Annotated in this window: 14 protein-coding genes; 3 read left to right on the top strand and 11 right to left on the bottom strand. The window is 65.3% G+C overall.

From position 1 onward, the window contains the following. Window positions 1-102 precede the first annotated feature (102 nt). The 3 genes from WDU96_RS10740 to WDU96_RS10730 all read right to left on the bottom strand — a co-directional run bounded on the left by WDU96_RS10740 (window position 103) and on the right by WDU96_RS10730 (window position 3393). Window positions 103-1200 carry an ABC transporter permease gene (locus tag WDU96_RS10740; RefSeq protein WP_337338517.1) on the bottom strand — a complete coding sequence of 366 codons (1098 nt, stop codon included), beginning with the start codon at window positions 1198-1200 and terminating at the stop codon, window positions 103-105. Next, the gene (locus tag WDU96_RS10735; protein ID WP_337338516.1) at window positions 1197-2177 is read right to left on the bottom strand and encodes an ABC transporter ATP-binding protein; all 981 of its coding nucleotides are present in this window, start codon (window positions 2175-2177) and stop codon (window positions 1197-1199) included. Before WDU96_RS10735 ends, WDU96_RS10740 begins: the two co-directional genes overlap by 4 nt. A gap of 205 nt (window positions 2178-2382) precedes the next feature. After that, entirely contained in the window at window positions 2383-3393 is a 1011-nt protein-coding gene (locus tag WDU96_RS10730) for a glycerophosphodiester phosphodiesterase family protein (protein WP_337338515.1), read from the bottom strand. 155 nt (window positions 3394-3548) lie between these two features. Here WDU96_RS10730 and WDU96_RS10725 point away from each other — a divergent pair, with 155 nt between their 5' ends. Next, on the top strand, window positions 3549-4466 hold the full coding sequence (locus tag WDU96_RS10725; protein WP_337338514.1) for a Bax inhibitor-1/YccA family protein: 918 nt from the start codon (window positions 3549-3551) through the stop codon (window positions 4464-4466). 261 nt (window positions 4467-4727) lie between these two features. On the opposite strand, the gene WDU96_RS10720 is transcribed toward WDU96_RS10725, so the two are convergent. From WDU96_RS10720 to WDU96_RS10710, 3 genes are all read right to left on the bottom strand, one after another. After that, window positions 4728-6614, bottom strand: a complete 1887-nt coding sequence (locus WDU96_RS10720) for a glycosyltransferase (protein WP_337338513.1) — start codon at window positions 6612-6614, stop codon at window positions 4728-4730. 1414 nt (window positions 6615-8028) lie between these two features. Further along, on the bottom strand, window positions 8029-9612 hold the full coding sequence (gene guaA / locus WDU96_RS10715) for a glutamine-hydrolyzing GMP synthase (RefSeq protein WP_337338512.1): 1584 nt from the start codon (window positions 9610-9612) through the stop codon (window positions 8029-8031). After that, a complete protein-coding gene (locus WDU96_RS10710; RefSeq protein ID WP_337338511.1) occupies window positions 9609-10112 on the bottom strand; it encodes a DUF3817 domain-containing protein in 504 nt (167 codons plus the stop codon). Before WDU96_RS10710 ends, guaA begins: the two co-directional genes overlap by 4 nt. 338 nt (window positions 10113-10450) lie before the next feature. On the opposite strand from WDU96_RS10710, the gene WDU96_RS10705 reads away from it, so the two are divergent. Continuing rightward, the gene (locus tag WDU96_RS10705; RefSeq protein ID WP_337338510.1) at window positions 10451-11227 is read left to right on the top strand and encodes a siderophore-interacting protein; all 777 of its coding nucleotides are present in this window, start codon (window positions 10451-10453) and stop codon (window positions 11225-11227) included. A 773-nt stretch (window positions 11228-12000) separates the two neighbouring features. On the opposite strand, the gene WDU96_RS10700 is transcribed toward WDU96_RS10705, so the two are convergent. Beyond that, a complete protein-coding gene (locus tag WDU96_RS10700) occupies window positions 12001-12171 on the bottom strand; it encodes a hypothetical protein (RefSeq protein WP_337338509.1) in 171 nt (56 codons plus the stop codon). Between the two features lie 22 nt (window positions 12172-12193). Between WDU96_RS10700 and WDU96_RS10695 the strand changes: the two genes are divergently transcribed. Next, the gene (locus tag WDU96_RS10695; RefSeq protein ID WP_337338508.1) at window positions 12194-13045 is read left to right on the top strand and encodes a hypothetical protein; all 852 of its coding nucleotides are present in this window, start codon (window positions 12194-12196) and stop codon (window positions 13043-13045) included. 432 nt (window positions 13046-13477) lie between these two features. Here WDU96_RS10695 and WDU96_RS10690 read toward each other — a convergent pair whose 3' ends face one another. The 4 genes from WDU96_RS10690 to guaB all read right to left on the bottom strand — a co-directional run bounded on the left by WDU96_RS10690 (window position 13478) and on the right by guaB (window position 17560). Next, window positions 13478-14524 (bottom strand): SURF1 family protein, encoded by a 1047-nt coding sequence (locus tag WDU96_RS10690; protein WP_337338507.1) that lies wholly within the window; start codon window positions 14522-14524, stop codon window positions 13478-13480. Window positions 14525-14529: 5 nt separating this feature from the next. After that, window positions 14530-15648, bottom strand: a complete 1119-nt coding sequence (locus tag WDU96_RS10685) for a GuaB3 family IMP dehydrogenase-related protein (RefSeq protein WP_337338680.1) — start codon at window positions 15646-15648, stop codon at window positions 14530-14532. A gap of 72 nt (window positions 15649-15720) precedes the next feature. Further along, the gene (locus WDU96_RS10680; RefSeq protein WP_337338506.1) at window positions 15721-15999 is read right to left on the bottom strand and encodes a DUF2277 domain-containing protein; all 279 of its coding nucleotides are present in this window, start codon (window positions 15997-15999) and stop codon (window positions 15721-15723) included. Window positions 16000-16057: 58 nt separating this feature from the next. Then, entirely contained in the window at window positions 16058-17560 is a 1503-nt protein-coding gene (gene guaB / locus WDU96_RS10675) for an IMP dehydrogenase (protein ID WP_337338505.1), read from the bottom strand. Window positions 17561-17780 lie beyond the last annotated feature (220 nt).

Here is a 17780-nt window from a genome sequence, read left to right as displayed (position 1 = left end):
CAGAGCTGCGAGAGCGTTGCGCAGGCACCTGCGACACGGCGCGGCGGCTCGCGCCACGCATCCCGCGCGCCGGCGCGGCGCCGCCAACGGTCCCCTCGCGAACTACGCGATGCGCGTGCCTGGCGGCAGCTTGCGCGCGGGTGTGCGCGTGCGCGCCCAGGCCCACCACAGCAGCGCGGCGGCCAGCAGCATCTGCAATGACAACCCGACAAACCAGCTCGGCGTGCTGCCCTCGATGGTCTCTTCGGGCGTGGGGTAATACTCGTCTTGATAGGGCGCACACCCATCCCAGACATGTTCGAGCTCTGGCGGTTGCTGCGCCGAACGCACTCCGAGCTTGACCTGACCGAAGAGGTCTTCTGGGTAGCCCTGCGCGTTGAACGTCGTCGGCGTCGCATCGGCAAGGATCACGAATGGGTTCGCCGCCAGCATCCACCACACGCGGTCAAAGCGCGGCACGCTGTAGGTGTAAGTTTCCCACTCCGAACAGACTTCCCCGATGTCAGGGTTGCACGGGTATGCCTCGCTGGGCACTTCGCCGGGATAGCAGGGAAACTCGTCGCCGTCAGGCTGCGGGTATTCGGCGTAACGACTCGAGTTGGTGGCCTCGGACTGCACCGCGAATCCCACCAGGCTGAACGCGATGAGGGTTCCCACGGTGAGCGCGGCGACAACGAGATAGGTTGCCGCGACCGAGAACAGCGGCCGCGCCAGAATGCCGCTGAGCCCGACGCCGATTGCCGCGACCACGCCAATCTCGAGAATCATCACCGCGAGCGACACCATAACGGTCAGCGGGTGCGACTCGCCTATCAGGGTGGCGATGATCAAGAACGGCACCGAGACCAGCACGAACGCGAGGCCGGCAACCCACGCCGCTAAGAACTTGCCGATCAGAATCTCGCCGGTGGTTGCGAGCGTCACTTGAACGGGCGCGAGCACGGCAGCATCCCGATCGCCATTGATGGCGTTGCCACTCAGCGTCGGTGAGACGAGCACGACCAGAAGCAGCGTGATGTAGACGATTGTCGAGAAGATCCACTGGCCCGGCTCGGGCGCCCACGCCAGAGCGACGAACGAAAGCAGTGTGACAATCAGCAGCACTGCGGCGAATATGCCGAGCAAGACATACCAGGCGACGCTGCGCGTGCGTTGAATCAGTTCCAGGCGAATAATCGTGCCGAGTCGGGCAGCATTCATGACGAGTGCTCCTCACCAGAATCGGTGGATGCTGCCCCTTGCGCGGGTGGCACCCCTTTGCCCAAGTCCAAGAAGGTGTGCTCGAGGCTGCCCTGAGCAGCTGCGAACTCTGCCACCGGCAGTCCGGCTTCGACCAATCGCCGCAATGCCCCTGCCGCGGCATCATCAGTGATGAAGGAAACAAGCACGTCCTTGCGCTCTGTCACCACCATGGCGGGGTCGGCGTCAAGCGCTGCAGCGATGCGGTCCCGCGCTACGCCGGCCTCAACGTCGGCGAGGCGCACCCGCCAGGTGCGAGCACGCTTCGCGGCAGCGGCAACCCGGCGCGAGTCGACCGTTTCGCCTTCGAGCATGAACACCGCGTCGTCGACGACCTCTTCAAGCTCGGCGAGAACGTGGCTCGACACCAGGATGGTTCGCCCCTCGGCAGCGAAGCGACGCAACAGCACCCGCAGGTCGATACGCGCCTGCGGGTCGAGACCCGACGCTGGTTCATCGAGCAGCATCACCCGCGGGTTGTGCACCAGGGCGCGGGCTAATCCGAGCCGTTGCTTCTGGCCGCGCGACAGCACGCGCGCCGGGGCGGTAGCAAGGTCGTCGAGGCCGACTTCGGTCAGCAGCGCTTCTGCTCGTGTTGTGGCTTGCTCTTTCGTCATGCCATACAGTCGCGCCGTCACTTCGAGCGTCTCGGTGCAGTTCAGCGAGTTCCAGGCGCCGAGTGCGTCGGGCATCCAACCCAGAATGGCCCTGACTCCCTGGGGGTCCGCGATGGGGTCCATGCCCTCGATGCGAATCTCTCCCGCGTCGGGCGCCAGCAGCGAAGACAACATCAACATCAACGTCGTCTTGCCAGAGCCGTTGGGGCCCACAAGGCCCGTTACCCGTCCCGGGTGTACCTCGAGCGAGACGTTGCGCACCGCGGCCACCTCGCCGAACGAGCGCCTGATGCTGTGGGCCACTATGCCTGGAATCGTCACCGTCTCACCCTAAGACGAGTGGGCGCGAATGGCACAGCGCAACAAGCTTTACGCGTCGGGTTGGATGCTCGCCGGGCGCCAGGTCGAGCGACGCTGACGGCGCCGACCGGCACCTATCGCGGCCAAGAGACCAGCAAACGTCTTGCGAAACATGCCCCCATCGTGGCGAGGGCAGGTGAACGAGCGGAAAACGTCGACCTACGGCTCAACGACGAAAGAACGAAACTCCCAGATCAGGATGATCTACGAAGACACCGTCGATGTCAGCATCCCGAATCATCGCCCACTCGGCTTCGTAGTCGCCAAAGTCGGCCGGGTCGCCCTTGGTGCGCAGCGTGCGCGCGAGAAATCTGTTCTCGGGCCGGCAAGTCCACGTGAACACGAGCAAGCCACGCGCGTGCGCATCGCTGACAACATTTGTCGGGCCGCTCAGTCGCCCGAGTTTGTCGGGCGCCAGAATCATGCGCTTGTCGACGCTGATTCCGTCAACCCGGCCGGCGAGCGCATCGAGTCCCTCGGGTGCGGCAGTCTGCTGATAGGTGATCGCAGACTTTCCCTCGGTCGACGCCAGGTCGAACGGTCGGCCAGATGATTCGAGCAGATATATGAAGGATGCCGCGACGCCCCGCCGCTGCAGGTCGAACAACACCGTCGACTCGAACGACTCGATGGTGAGGGGCAGCTCTCCACTTGCCCAGCCAGCGGCGGCGAGTTCTGCTGCGACGACCTCGCCCATATTCCACCCCAGCGATGCGAAGTAGGTGGCATGTTTCACCTCGAGCACCACCCCGATGCGGCGCCCATGCTCGCGCGAGCCAGCGCGCACCAGGTCGAGCACATCGCGCAGTCGGAGCACTGGTTGCGAATCGTCAAAGGTGGCGCTGGCGGGGCGAATCTCGGCGAGCCGCTCCCGGCAGCGCAGGGTTGAGAGCTCATTCCAGGTGAAGTCTTCGGTGAACCAACCTGTCAGCGTCACCCCGTCAATGCTCTTCGTCGTGCGCCGGTCAGCGAACTCGGCGCGGTCGGCGACGTCGGTTGTGCCCGATATCTCGTTCTCGTGCCGCACCACCAGCACCCCGTCACGAGAGAGCACCACGTCGGGTTCGACTGCATCCACCCCCATCGCGAGGGCAAGGTCATACGACGAGCGGGAGTGCTCGGGGCGGTATCCGGGCGCGCCGCGGTGTCCGATCACGAGCGGGTTGCGGCGAGGCACCCGTCAAGGCTAGCTGGCGCGCAGCCCCGGTCTGATGCTGGCTGTGCGCTCATAGCGCACTCCCAGCCATACGGGTGATACACACGCCATAGTCCGATATCGTTGACTTCAGCACCTTTTTGGCGTCTATCCCACAACTTTGGAGTGTGAGAGCAGTGGCCCTCAACAACCCCGCATTCAATGACCCAGCGTTCCAAGACAAGAACGCTGTGAAGACTTACCCGGGCGGCTCGAGCGCCGCTAACCTCGGCAGCCAGACTCAGTTCGCTGCGACGCAGCACGCGGGCACGAATGCTGCAGCCCAGGCTCACATGGAGGGCATGTACGCAGCCCCCTCCGCTGGATCGATCGAGACCCAGCGCATGTCCGTCGAAGACACTGTCGCCAAGACGGTTGGCCTTTTTGCTGTTCTGCTCATGACGGCCGTTGTCGGCTGGATCTGGACGATGGCCCCCGTCACCGCACAGAACCCGAACCCTTCGGTGCTCCCGTGGGTCATCGGCGGTCTGGGTGGCTTCGTGATGTCGATGGTCGTCATCTTCGGCTCACGCAAGAAGATCCGCCCCGGCGCGATCTTCGCGTACGCCGCTCTTGAGGGTCTCTTCGTCGGTGGCATCTCGGCGTACTTCGAAATGCTCTTCCCCGGCATCGTCGTTCAGGCGTCGCTCGCAACCTTCTCGGTTGTCGGTGTCACCCTGGCGCTCTTCGCCAGCGGCAAGATCCGCGCGTCGAAGAAGGCCACCAAGGTCTTCATGATCGCGATGATCGGATACCTGGTCTTCTCGCTCGTCAACCTAGGCATGATGTTCTTCGGTGCCACCGACAGCGCCTTCGGCCTTCGCAGCGAGCCCAGCTTCATCCTCGGCATTCCGTGGGGTGTCATCATCGGCGTCTTCGTGGTCATCATGGCGGCATACTCGCTGGTACTCGACTTCGACTCGATTCAGCGCGGTGTTCGCAACGGCGCACCCCGCCAGTACGGCTGGATGGGTGGCTTCGGCATCATGGTCACCGTCGTGTGGCTCTACGTCGAGATGCTTCGCATGATCGCGATCATCCGCGGCAGCAACTGATCTAGCACCGCATACGAACGGCCGTCCAGCTTCTGGGCGGCCGTTCGTCGTTTGTATCGGGCTCGCTGAGGCGGGCTGCATGGGCGCGGCGAGGGCGTCACTCAACGCCACATGAGGGTCATCAGCCAGCGAGCCGCAGCAGTCGCAGCTAACGCGACACGAGGGTCATCAGCCAGCGAGCCGCAGCAGTCGCAGTCAGCGCGACACGAGAGCCTCAGTCAGCGCGACGCGAGAGCCTCATTCCGCGCGTCGCCAGGGTCGTCAGGGTGCGCGCCGCGAGGGCGTCGCGAGCACGCGCTCCAGCACGGGGACCAGCGCACGCGTCACGGCTTCCGGCGCCAACCGTCGACCCTCCTCGATTGCACGAACGGCCAGAGTCCTGCGGCGCTCGTCGTCGCTCAGCAACGCGATGACGGCGTCAGCGAGTGCTGCCACGTCGCCGGGCGGCACCAGCACTCCCGCATCGCCAATCGTCTCGCGCGGACCGTAGCGAACGTCGAACGAGACCACGGGAAGCCCCCGAACGAGCGCTTCGGCAATCGACAGCCCCTGCCCCTCATATGCCGTCGAGACGAGCATCAGCGCGGCACGCGAGAAAGCAGCGTCGCGATCATCAACGTGTCCGTGGAGAGTGATGGATGCTGCCACGCCAAGCTCGTCGATCAGCTCGCCGATCTGCTCTCGCAGCGGGCCATCGCCGTAGATGTCGAGGTGCGCGTCGGGCACCTCGACAATCACCCGAGCCCACGCATGAACCGCGAGGTCGACCCGCTTCTGCGCCGCTATGCGGCCGAGCATCACTACTCGGTGCGGATCGGTGGCGCCTCGGTGCAGGTCAGTGGCAGCACTCCGCGGATCGATGTCGCCAGCGCGGGGTTGGAGCAAGTCAGCATCGCTCGCACCAGCGCCGCGCTCCGCGGGTGCGTTCGTGCCGTTCTCCGCATCCGCCCCAGCACGGTGCCCCATATTCGCGGTCCGGCCGCGGTGCGCATTGGCACCAACGCCGTGCTCCACGTGCGCACCAGCGTCGTGCTCAGCGTGTGCGGTCGCGGTCCTGCCAACGCCGTGCTCCACGTGCGCACCAGCGCCGCCCTCCGCGTGTGCGGTCGCGGTCCTGCCAACGCCGTGCTCCACGTGCGCACCAGCGCCGTGCTCCGCGGGTGCGTTCGTGCCGTTCTCCGCATCCACCCCATTCGCGGTCCTGCCAACGCCGTGCTCCACGTGCGCACTAGCGCCGTGCTCCGCGTGTGCGATCGTGCCGTTCTCCGCATCCGCACCAGCGCCGTGCTCCGCATTCGCGGTCGTGCCGCGATGCGCATTGGCGCCAACGCGTTGCTCCACGTGCGCACCAGCGCCGTGGCTGTGCATCTGCTCGACGGGGTTCGGCACGACCGCGAACGTGTCGCGAGCGCCGAACCGTGCTTCAACGTCTGCGCGCTGCGCCGCGGTCGGCCACAGTACGGCGTCGAAACGATTGATCACGTCAAACCAGCGGGTCCACAGGCCGTTTATCGCACCGTTGGGGTCTTCATACGGCGGCTCTAGGTGCGAGTTGTGCACCGTGTGGATGATGCGCACGTGCGGGTCGCTCCACCCGGCGATCAGCTCCCCTAGTTGTCGCGACTCGCAAACGACCACCACGATTCGTTCTGGGTCTTCTGCGCGCAACCCGGCCACGACGTGTTGTAGCCAAGTGAGATAGAGCGCACCAAAACCGCCGGGAATCACTCCGTATCCGTGGACCACCACCGCGGCGTCGGTCAGATGCCAGTCGGGGTCACCGGCGATCACGGGAATCGAGAGCACGGGGCCGGTATTTTCACCCGCGATCTCACGATATTCCACACCAATGGCAGGTTCGCCCGACACCGCTGCCGCTCGCAACCACAACGGGTCGGCGAGTGCGTCGTCGAAAAGGTTGCGCATCCGGTCCACCGATGCGATCTCACCGCGATCGGCAAAAACCCGGCGGTGTTCGGCATGCGCCGATGGCGCTGCCGGGTCGAGCGTCAACAGCAGCGGGGCGGTAGCGCCAGCATCCTGAATCGAACGAGCGCGCGCCAGCGTCGCCACGGTATACCCACCGTCGAGTCCGGGCACGAGCCTGCTCGAAAGCACAAGGTAGGCAGCGTCAGCGATTGCGGTCACGCTTCCATCTTGCCTGTTCGCCCCGCGCTGCCTGCACCCCGCGCGCAGCGACAGCCCGCGCGCAGCGATACCTGGCGCGGGCGACACCCGGTGCGTAGCATCACCCGCGCGGGCGAAACCCGGCGCGGGGACACCCCGTGCGTAGCATCACCCGCGCGGGCGAAACCCGGCGCCATGCTTCCCCGCGCGCGACGCCCGGCGCGGCCGACACCCGGAGCCATGCTTCGCCGCGCGGTCTGGGCCCGGTCTCGGTCTCGCGACCCGCGTACAAGCGCGCCGGCCACGCAAAACGGCCGGGCATTTCGAAAGAACGCCACCAAACGGCCCGTCCCCACGGCATGTCACGCAATCCCCCGGCCGTTCCACACCTCCCCCAGACACAAGACACGGCAACGCCCCCTTGCGAGACCACCACCGCACACCCCTCGCGAGAGCACCACCACACACCAAGCCGCGTCAGCTACTCACGCAAAACGGCCGGACATTTCGAAAGAACACCACCAAACGGCCCGTTCCGACGGCGTGTCACGCAATCCCCCGGCCGTTCCACACCTCCCCCAGACACAAGACACGGCAACGCCCCCTCGCCACCACCACCGCACACCCCTCGCGAGAGCACCACCACACACCAACCCGCGTCAGCTACTCACGCAAAACGGCCGGGCATTTCGAAAGAACACCACCAAACGGCCCGTTCCCACGGCGTGTCACGCAATCCCCCGGCCGTTCCACACCTGCCCAGACACAAGACACGGCAACGCCCCCTCGCGAGCACCACCGCACACCCATTCGCGCGAGCGGCACCGCACACCCACCCGCCCGCAGGCACACCGGTCGCGCGGCACATCGGCGACGCAAAACGGCCGGGCATTTCGAAAGAACGCCACCAAACGGCCCGTCCCCACGGCATGTCACGCAATCCCCCGTCCGTTCGGCACCTGCCCAGACACAAGACACGGCAACGCCCCCTCGCGAGCACCACCGCACACCAACCCGCGCCAGCTACCCACGCGAAACGGCCGGGCATTTCACCGGAAATACCGACATTCGACCCGGGCGGCGGCGCGCCGCGTAAACCCCCGGCCATTCGGTCGTCCGTGACCACAAAGCGCCGCACGCCCCCGGCCATTCGGTCGTCCGCTACCCCGCGACACACGCACGGCTGGCGCTGCGCGCGCGTCGGCTGCGACCGCGCACCGACCACGACCCGGCGCGCTCGTCGAGCAGTGTGAGGCACTCGTAGCGCGGCACACGTCGCGCGACACTCGCACACGTCGGTCGCGCAACATCCGCATGTCGCGCTACCGTCGCCTGCACCCGCGCGCATCGCGTGCCCCGTCAACCCCGCGCAAGCACGACTCCACGCAAACGCCGCGCACGAGCACAACGCCGCGCACGTCGCGCTACCGCGCGACTACTCCCACTCGATGGTTCCCGGCGGCTTCGACGTGACGTCGAGCACGACGCGGTTGATGTCGCGCACCTCGTTGGTGATGCGATTGGAGATCTTCGACAGCACGTCGTAAGGCAGCCGCGTCCAGTCGGCGGTCATCGCGTCTTCGCTCGATACCGGGCGAAGCACGATCGGGTGCCCGTAGGTGCGACCGTCGCCCTGCACGCCCACCGAACGAACGTCGGCAAGCAGCACGACCGGGCACTGCCAGATCTCATTGTCGAGGCCTGCCTTGGTCAGCTCTTCGCGGGCGATGGCGTCGGCATCCTGCAGAATCGCGAGACGGTCAGCGGTAACCTCACCGACGATCCGGATGCCAAGACCTGGCCCCGGAAACGGCTGACGCCCGACGATCACCTCGGGCAGGCCGAGCTCGCGGCCAATTGCGCGCACCTCATCTTTGAAGAGGGTGCGCAGCGGCTCAACCAACTCGAACTGCAGGTCTTCAGGCAGCCCGCCCACGTTGTGGTGGCTCTTGATGTTTGCGGTTCCGGTGCCGCCGCCTGACTCGACAACGTCGGGGTACAGCGTGCCCTGCACCAAGAAGCGGATCGGCTCACCGTCGGCCGCGGCCTCAGCAATCAGCGCCTTCTCTGCAGCTTCGAACGAACGAATGAACTCGCGTCCGATGATCTTGCGCTTCTGCTCGGGGTCGCTGACGCCGGCGAGCGCACTCAAGAACTGCTCGCGCGCGTCGATGGTGACGAGGCGCACACCGGTGGATGCGACATAGTCCTGCTCGACCTGTTCGCGCTCGTCCTTTCGCAGCAGCCCGTGGTCAACGAAGATGCAGACCAGCTGGTCACCGACAGCTTCGTGAACGATCGCGGCTGCGACCGCCGAATCGACGCCGCCCGACAACCCGCAGATCACACGGCCGGTGCCGACCTGTTCGCGAATCTTTGCGACCTGCTCGGCGATGACGTTGCCGCTGTTCCAGTCGGCAGGAAGCCCCGCTGCGCGGTGCAAGAAGTTTTCCAGCACGGCCTGCCCGTGGTCGGAGTGCTTCACCTCGGGATGCCACTGCACACCATAGAAGCGCTTCACATCGTTGCCGAAGGCAGCAACCTGCGTGGCCGACGTCGACGCGAGAACGTCAAAGCCCTCGGGTGCTTTCGAGACCTGGTCTCCGTGGCTCATCCATACGTTCTGCGTGCCTGGCTGACCGGCGAGCAAGGTTCCGCCGTCACCTGAGACGACAGCATCCGTCGCCCCATACTCGCGAAGGCCGGTCTGCGAAACCACTCCGCCGAGAGCCTGCGCCATGACCTGAAAGCCGTAACAAATACCGAGCGTGGGAACGCCGAGTTCGAAGACACCAGCGTCGAGCGAGGGGGCGCCTTCTTCATAGACCGACGACGGTCCGCCCGACAAAATGATGCCGACCGGGTTCTTCGCGGCGAATTCTGCCGCTGTCGCCGTGTGCGGCACGATTTCGCTGTAGACGCCCGCTTCGCGCACGCGACGTGCGATCAGTTGGGCGTACTGCGCGCCGAAGTCGACGACAAGAACGGGCCGCTGTTCGGTTTCAGTCTGCTGTGTCAACGCTTGTTCTCCGTCGGGATGGCGTGGGTAAGAGAGGAGTGCTCGGAACGAGTGTGGTGCTCAGCAGCCTCACGCTCGTCGAGGTAGGTCTTCACTTCGCGGCCAACTCTGGCCTCCATGAAGAACGAGAGGAAGGGAATCACGCCGCCCGCGGCGAGGGTGGCAAGGCGCACGATGTTCCAGCGCATGAGGCTCCACATGCGGAAGCAAGCGAAGAGGTATACGACGTAGAACCAGCCGTGCACGACCAGAATGCCGAGCGAGAGGTTGAGGCCGTCGCCCGTCGAAACGAGCCCGTCGACGCCCTCGACAACCGGGGCGAACCACAGGAATCCGCCTGATCCGCCGAGGAAGAGCTCGACGTGAAGCGGGGTGTACTTGAGCACCATCTCTGCGCACAGCAGCAAAAGGCCGACACCCGTGATGACGGAGCACACCTGATAGAACTTCAGGGCTCCGCGAATCGCCGGGAAAGAAGCGAGTTTCGGGGCACGGGGCATGCGGTCCAGTCTACCCGCGTGCGTGTTGGGGCTCGCCTCGCGCAGGACCGCGGGTGCTCGTGCGCACGCGGGGGTGCGTGCGTGGCGTTGCGTGCGTGGCGTTGCTTGCGTGGCGTTACTTGTGTGGCGGGTGCTTGTGTGGCTGCACGCGGGTGCTTGTGTGCGGGGGTGGGTGTTTGTGCGTCGTGGGCGCCGCGTCGCATGGGGCGCCCCATCGCATGGCGTCGAGCGCTAGGCGCGCTGTTCCCTTTGCGCGCACATGCCGCGAGCCGTGACGCTACGCTGACGGCGCATTGTTGAGGCCCCGCGCCGCAGGCGTGCCGGGTAACGTGGAGGCAATGGCTCTCGCATCTCGTACCAGTCCCCGCGCTCCGCGACCGTCGATCGAACTTGTGGTCATCGAGACCCAGCGGCTTTCGCCCTACCTCGTGCGAATCACCCTCGGGGGTGACGGCTTCGATCAGTTTCACGACCGCGTAGAAACCGACAAGTACCTCAAGTTCAAGTTCACAACGCCCGAGCCCGAGTCGCATCCCGTCACCCGCACTTACACGGTGCGGCGGGTGAACGCCGAGGCGGGAACACTCGAGGTGGACTTCGTCGTGCACTGCGACGAGGGGCTTGCTGGCCCTTGGGCATCAAACGTCGAAGTCGGCGAGAAGATCAGCTTCATCGGCCCGGGCGGTGGGTTCACTCCGAACGTCGACGCTGATTGGCACCTCTTCGTGGGCGATCTATCGGCGGTGCCCGCAATCGCTGCCGCACTTGAGTCGTTGCCTGCTGACGCGATCGGTGAGGCCATCATCGAAGTGGATGCTGATGATGCCGCGCTCGAGCTGGCAGCGCCAGCGGGAGTGAACGTGCGCTGGATCACCAACGCGGCCCACGAGGTCGAGTGCCTGGCCGACGCGGTGCGGTCGCTTGAGTGGCGCGAAGGTCGGGTTGACGCATTCGTGCACGGTGAGCGCGAGTCGATGAAGGCGCTGCGCCGCGCGCTGTTCGATGAGCGGGCGCTCCCTCGCGAGCAGGTCTCGCTGTCGGGATACTGGGCCCGCGGCCGCACCGAAGACCGCTTTCAAGCCGAAAAGCGCGAGCCCATCGGCCAGATCCTCTAGCCCGAACCCCGCTCCGCATCGCGTTTCGCAAGTTGCCGTACCCGCGGCGTGCCGTAGCCGCAGCATGCCGCACGCGCGCTGTGCAGTAGCCGCAGCGTTGCCCCACGCGCGCAGCCGGGCTGCGCTTCCCCAGCCCTCCGCGCCGACACGGCACTCCGTGCTCAAAACAGGTCCCCGTGCGGCCTGTCTCACGCACCAAGTCATGTCTCGCCGCCGACACACCGACCGCGACCCGCACCCGCATCGTTGCCACACCCGCTGCGTTGCCACACCCGCTGCGTTGCTCTACCCGCGCCGGAGGGCTGCGCCTCCCCAGCCCTCCGCGCCGACACGGCACTCCGTGCACGAAACAGGTCCCCGTGCGGCCTGTCTCACGCACCAAGTCATGTCTCGCTGCCGACACGCCCACCGCGACCCGCCGACCGCGAGCACCACGCCCACCACACACTGCTCGCAGCTCGCACCACCGCGACCCGCAGCATCCTGAAGCCCACACGCCCCACCCACCTCGCTCACCCCAACGACACGGCACGCCGTGCACGAAACAGGTCCCCGTGCGGCCTGTCTCACGTACCAAGTCATGTCTCGCTGCCGACACGCCCACCGCGACCCGCCGACCGCGAGCACCACGCCCACCACACACTGCTCGCAGCTCGCACCACCGCGACCCGCAGCATCCTGAAGCCCACACGCCCCACCCACCTCGCTCACCCCAACGACACGGCACGCCGTGCTCGAAACAGGTCCCCTTGCGGCCTGTCTCACGCACCAAGTCATGTCTCGCCGTTGCGAATGATGGCCGCGGGCTCCTCCACAGTGGGTGCGCGAGAGGTCGCCACTCCCCACTCGAACATTCGCTCTTCGATGGATGCTGCGCCAGGCAATGCTGGAGCGATGAGCGACCACGGCGAGAAGATGCTGCGGAGCCACCGGTTCGCCCGCATAAGGGAGCAGTCTGGCGAAACGGTGCGCCTTCGAAGAGGCATCTACGTTGACAGCGCGTGGTGGCTGACTTTGCAGCCGGCTCAGCGCTATCGCGAGCGCGTGCGCGCAGCATCCTTATCGCTGGACAATCCCATATTCGCGCTCGAGTCCGCTGCTGCTGTCCATGGCCTTCCTGTGTTCGGGACACCTCGCATCCACCTGCACTCGCCTACGGCCAGAGGCAGCTACCGCCATAGCGACGTCACGGTTCACGCCAGTGTTGACGGGCGCGAAGTCGTACGCGTCGACGGTGTCCGGGCGACATCAGTACTGGATACCACGGTGGATTTGATTCGAGTGCTGCCGCTGGCGCTCGCTGTTGCGGTGGTTGACGCGGCCATCGATCGGGGAGTCACGCTCATCGCGATGCAAGAGCGCATCGACTCGCAGAAAAATCAACGTGGCGTTCGCAACGCGCGCGCAGCTCTCGAACTGGCCGACGCTCGTTCCGAGTCTGTACTCGAAAGCATCAGCCGAGTGGTCATCACCTATCTCGGCTACGAGCAGCCTGAGTTGCAGATCGCCTTCACGCTCGAAGAGCGCACTTCGCGCGTTGACTTCTTCTGGCGCTCGGTGAACATCGTTGGAGAAGCTGACGGCGAAGCCAAGCACCACGGGGGCTACGCGCCGACGGAGCAGACCATTCGCCAGGAGCGCGCCCGTGAGGTGTCGCTACTCCGCGTCACGCATCGCGTGGCGCGCTGGGGATGGGCAGACGTATGGCATCCGCGCGGCCTCGACAGGATTCTCTCGGGTGCGGGCGTACCGCGCCTACGGCCAGCGGAACCTGCGATCGACAGCATCCTTCGCAATGCACGCACAACCGCGCGCTGACGCAGCGCGACGGGCGCCAGAAAGCGTGACGGGTGCCAGAAGTAGCGCCGGGAGCCAGAAAGAGCGCCGGGAGCCAGCAGGAGCGCCGGGTGCCAGAAGTAGCGAGACATGACTTCGTGCACGACACAGGGCGCACGGCGCCCGGTCTGGTGCACGAACTCATGTTTCGGCGAGAAATGGGCGCTGCTTCGGCAGTAGCAGCGGTCAGCCGGCAGAGTCAGTCAACCGGCACGATACGTCAACGCCGTGCGGCAGTCGACCAGCAAAATCGTGACCCAGCAGTCAGCAGCACCAGTGCCGCCACCCAGCGCAACGCGTCACCCAGCCCATCACGTCACCCAGCGCAACGCGTCACCCAGCACAACGCGTAAACCCAGCGCAACGCGTAAACCCAGCGCAACGCGTCACCCAACGCCCGAGCAAACGCCCGCGTCACCCAGCAGCTGCAGCGGCGGCGTCTTCGAGGTCTTCGACCTCTTTCTCCCACTGGTCCTTCGCGAGGCGATACCAGAGGTAGAAGGCGAAGCCACCGAAGATCGCCCACTCGGCGGCATAGAAGATGTTCAGCCAGTTGATCGGGTTGGCCAGCTCTGGCGCGGGTGACGAAATCGCGACCAGCCCAGCGAGCGGCTCGACAGATGCGATGTACTGGCGATAGACGTCGAGGCCTTCAATGTCGTGCCACTGACTTAGCAGTGCGGCCGTCGACAGCGAAGACATTGCTTGCGGATCGCCGTCGTGCGGGGGCAACGCGGGCGTTTCATCTGAAATCAGCCGTCCCGTGATGACGTATGACGCGGGCACCGCGGCATCCTCTTCGAGCTGTTCCGCCGCCGCGAGTGCTTCTTCTTCGCTGGCAGCCCAACCAATCGCCACCGCAACCGAAGTGGCCACATCAGTGTTGTCCAGCCGCAACTGCCCGGTGACCCAATAGCCTTCCGCGCCATCGTTGAAACGTGACGAGATGATCAGAAAGTCGCCGGGCACCCACACGCCCTGCGTTTCGACTCGCTGCCCGACGAGCGGTTCTGGCAGATACTCCCCTGGGCCGGCCACCTCGTCGAGCGGCAAGACCTCTTCGGTCGCACCCGCCGGCGGAGGATTCGTATCAATCGCCCGATCGAGCTGCCATTGGCCGAGCCACGCGAAAACTCCCGCCACGATGAGGCACAGTGCGAGCAGACCCAGCCACTCCCGCCGCAGCATGACCTCACGCAGAGTCGGCGGAAAGACCTCTGGGATGAGGAGGCTGCGTGGCACTGCTGCTGGTTCTGCGCTCGTGCTCGTGCTCGTGCTCGTGCTCGTGCTCGTGCTCGTCGAAGCGGAACCGCTCAAGTCACCGTCAACGGAACCCGCACCAGCGTCTACGCCAGCGCTACCCGAACCGCTCAAACCAGCGTCTGCACCAGCACCCGAACGCCCCGAACCACTCAAGTCAGCATCCGCACCACCAGCACCCCGCGCAGGGTCACCGTTCACCGGAGTCACCGGTTGGCGTAGGGCGCGACGACGACCTCGACGCGCTGGAACTCCTTGAGGTCGGAATACCCGGTCGTGGCCATCGACTTGCGAAGCGCGCCGATGAGATTCGCGGTGCCGTCGGCGACCGGAGCCGGCCCATACAGCACCTCTTCGAGCGTGCCCACCTGGTCCACTGCCACTCGCCGACCGCGCGGCAGCTGTGCGTGGTGAGCTTCTGGTCCCCAGTGGTAGCCCTGGCCGGGAGCATCCGTGGCCCGAGCGAGCGCAACGCCGAGCATGACCGCGTCTGCGCCCATGGCGAGGGCCTTGACGATGTCGCCAGAAGTTCCCACGCCGCCATCGGCGATGACGTGCACGTAGCGCCCGCCCGATTCGTCGAGATAGTCGCGACGAGCACCGGCGACGTCAGCCACCGCGGTCGCCATCGGCGCATGCAGGCCGAGGGTCACGCGAGTGGTGGATGCTGCGCCTCCGCCGAATCCGACGAGCACACCCGCCGCACCAGTGCGCATCAGGTGAAGGGCTGCGGTGTAGGTCGCGGCCCCGCCGACGATCACCGGAACATCGAGGTCGTAGATGAACTTCTTGAGGTTCAACGGCTCGTCGACCGATGAGACATGCTCGGCTGACACTGTCGTGCCACGGATCACAAACAGGTCGACCCCAGCGGCGACCACGGTTTCGTATAGGTCCTGCGTGCGCTGCGGGGTGAGCGAACCGGCAACGGTGACGCCCGCGGCCCGAATCTCGGCCAGTCGGTCGCGCACGAGCTCGGGTTTGATCGGCTCGGCGTAGAGCTCCTGCATGCGACGTGTCGCCGCAGCCTTATCGAGCGCAGCGATCTCGCTGAGGAACGGCGTGGGGTCGTCGTATCGCGTCCACAGTCCTTCGAGGTCGAGCACCCCGAGCCCACCGAGCTGACCGAGCATGATGGCGGTCTGCGGGCTCACTACCGAGTCCATCGGCGCGCCCATCACGGGAATGTCGAATTGGAACGCATCGATCGACCACGCCGTCGATACGTCTTCGGGGTTTCGCGTGCGCCGCGAGGGCACCACCGCGATGTCGTCGAAGGTGAATGCGCGTCGCGCGCGCTTAGCGCGGCCGATTTCGATCTCCATGCTCACCCTCTCAGCCTAGTCGGCTCCTCAAAAACACAGACCACCAGACGATGGATGCTGCAGCCACTGGCGCTACGCGGCCGAGTAGCGACCCGACGCCACCGCCCGCGCGCGGGCCTTCGCCGCTTCTTCTTCGCGATTCTTCGGTGGCGCATTTGTCACGAGGTCATCGAGCAGATGCTGTGTGATGTGCGCGATCTCGTGCACCGCCTTGTCGAACGCCTCTTGGTTGGCCTGACTGGGCTTCGAGGTTCCCGCGATCTTTCTCACGTACTGCAGCGCGGCGGCGTGCACTTCTTCGTCCGTCGCGGCGGGCTCGAAGTTGTGAAGGGTGTGGATGTTCCGGCACATGCGGCAGACGATACGCCCGGGGGCCGACATCTGCTACCCCTTGGGTCCCCACCATCCGCTATTTGCGGTAGTTGGGCGCCTCTACGACGATCTGCACGTCATGCGGGTGCGACTCTTTGAGCCCGGCAGCGGTGATGCGCACGAACTTGCCCTTCGCCTTGAGCTCTTCGATGGTGCGAGCGCCCACGTAGAACATCGACTGACGAAGCCCACCGACGAGCTGATAGGCGACAGCCGACACCGGGCCGCGGTAGGCGACCTGACCTTCGATGCCCTCAGGAATCAGCTTGTCGTCGTTGGGCACATCCGCTTGAAAATAGCGGTCTTTCGAATACGAGGTCTTCTGACCGCGAGTCTGCATCGCGCCGAGCGACCCCATGCCTCGGTACTGCTTGAACTGCTTTCCCCCTACGAAGACCACTTCGCCGGGGCTCTCATCGGTGCCAGCGAACAGCGAGCCGATCATGACGGAATCGGCGCCCGCAACGATCGCCTTGGCGATGTCGCCCGAGTACTGCAATCCGCCATCGGCGATGACCGGAATTCCGGCCTCCCGCGCGGCGAGGAACGCCTCGTAGACGGCGGTGACCTGGGGCACACCCACGCCTGCAACAACGCGCGTCGTGCAGATCGATCCCGGGCCGACCCCGACCTTGACCGCGTCAACGCCCGCATCGATGAGTGCTTGAGCGCCCTCGCGCGTCGCGACGTTGCCGCCGATCACATCGATGTGATCGAAGCTCGAGTCTGCCTTCAGCCGCGTCACCAGATCGATGACTCCTGCTGACTGTCCGTTTGCGGTGTCAACGACAAGTACGTCAACCCCGACATCACGCAGCGCTTCGGCGCGCTCCCACGCGTCGCCGAAGAACCCGATGGCGGCACCAACGCGAAGGCGTCCTTGCTCGTCTTTTGTGGCGAGCGGGTACTTCTCGCTCTTGTCGAAGTCTTTGATCGTGATGAGACCGGCGAGCTTGCCGTCGTCGTCGATGAGCGGAAGCTTCTCGACCCGGTGTTTGGCAAACGTCGCAAGCACATCGTTCGCGCCGATACCCACCTTGGCCGTGATCAGACCCTCGGTGGTCATCACGTCTTTGACGAGCGTTGTCTGACGTTCAAATCCCGAGACGAATCGCATGTCGCGGTTGGTGACGATGCCCACGAGAATGCCGTCATCGTCGATGACCGGCAGCCCCGAGATGCGGTAGGTGGCGCACAGGTTGTCGACTTCTTCGATCGTCGTCTCTGGCGTTGTTGTGATGGGGTCGGTGATCATGCCAGACTCGCTGCGCTTCACGCGGTCAACCATCGACGCCTGGTCGGCAATCGACACGTTGCGGTGAATGATTCCGAGTCCGCCTTCGCGAGCAACAGCGATGGCCATGCGGGTCTCGGTGACGGTATCCATGGCACTCGAGATAAGCGGTGTGGCCACGGTGATCCGGCGAGTCACACGCGACGACGTATCCGCTTCGCTGGGAATGACGTCAGTGTGCCCCGGCAGGAGCAAGACATCGTCATAGGTCAATCCGACGAAACCGAACGGGTCGTTGTGCTCCATAGGTTCTCCCGCGCTCGTTGGCGCAATATCGAGGGTGTCGGCGAGTGCCGGTTGCGCCTCTGCGCGCCAGTACCGATCATAAACCGTGCGAACGCGCGATTATTCCTGCGCTCGTGAACTTATTCAAGGTCTCATCACGATTTAGCAAGGTTCTCGAAAGGTGCGTGCACGAAACACTCAGGACACATTAGGGTCGTAGCGTCGTCATTCATGGCCGAAG

This window comes from Microbacterium marmarense (genome assembly GCF_037204165.1).
Classification (GTDB): Bacteria; Actinomycetota; Actinomycetes; order Actinomycetales; family Microbacteriaceae; genus Microbacterium; species Microbacterium marmarense.
The sequence above is the reverse complement of the archived record's forward strand: the minus strand, read 5'-3'. Positions and strand labels throughout refer to the sequence as shown.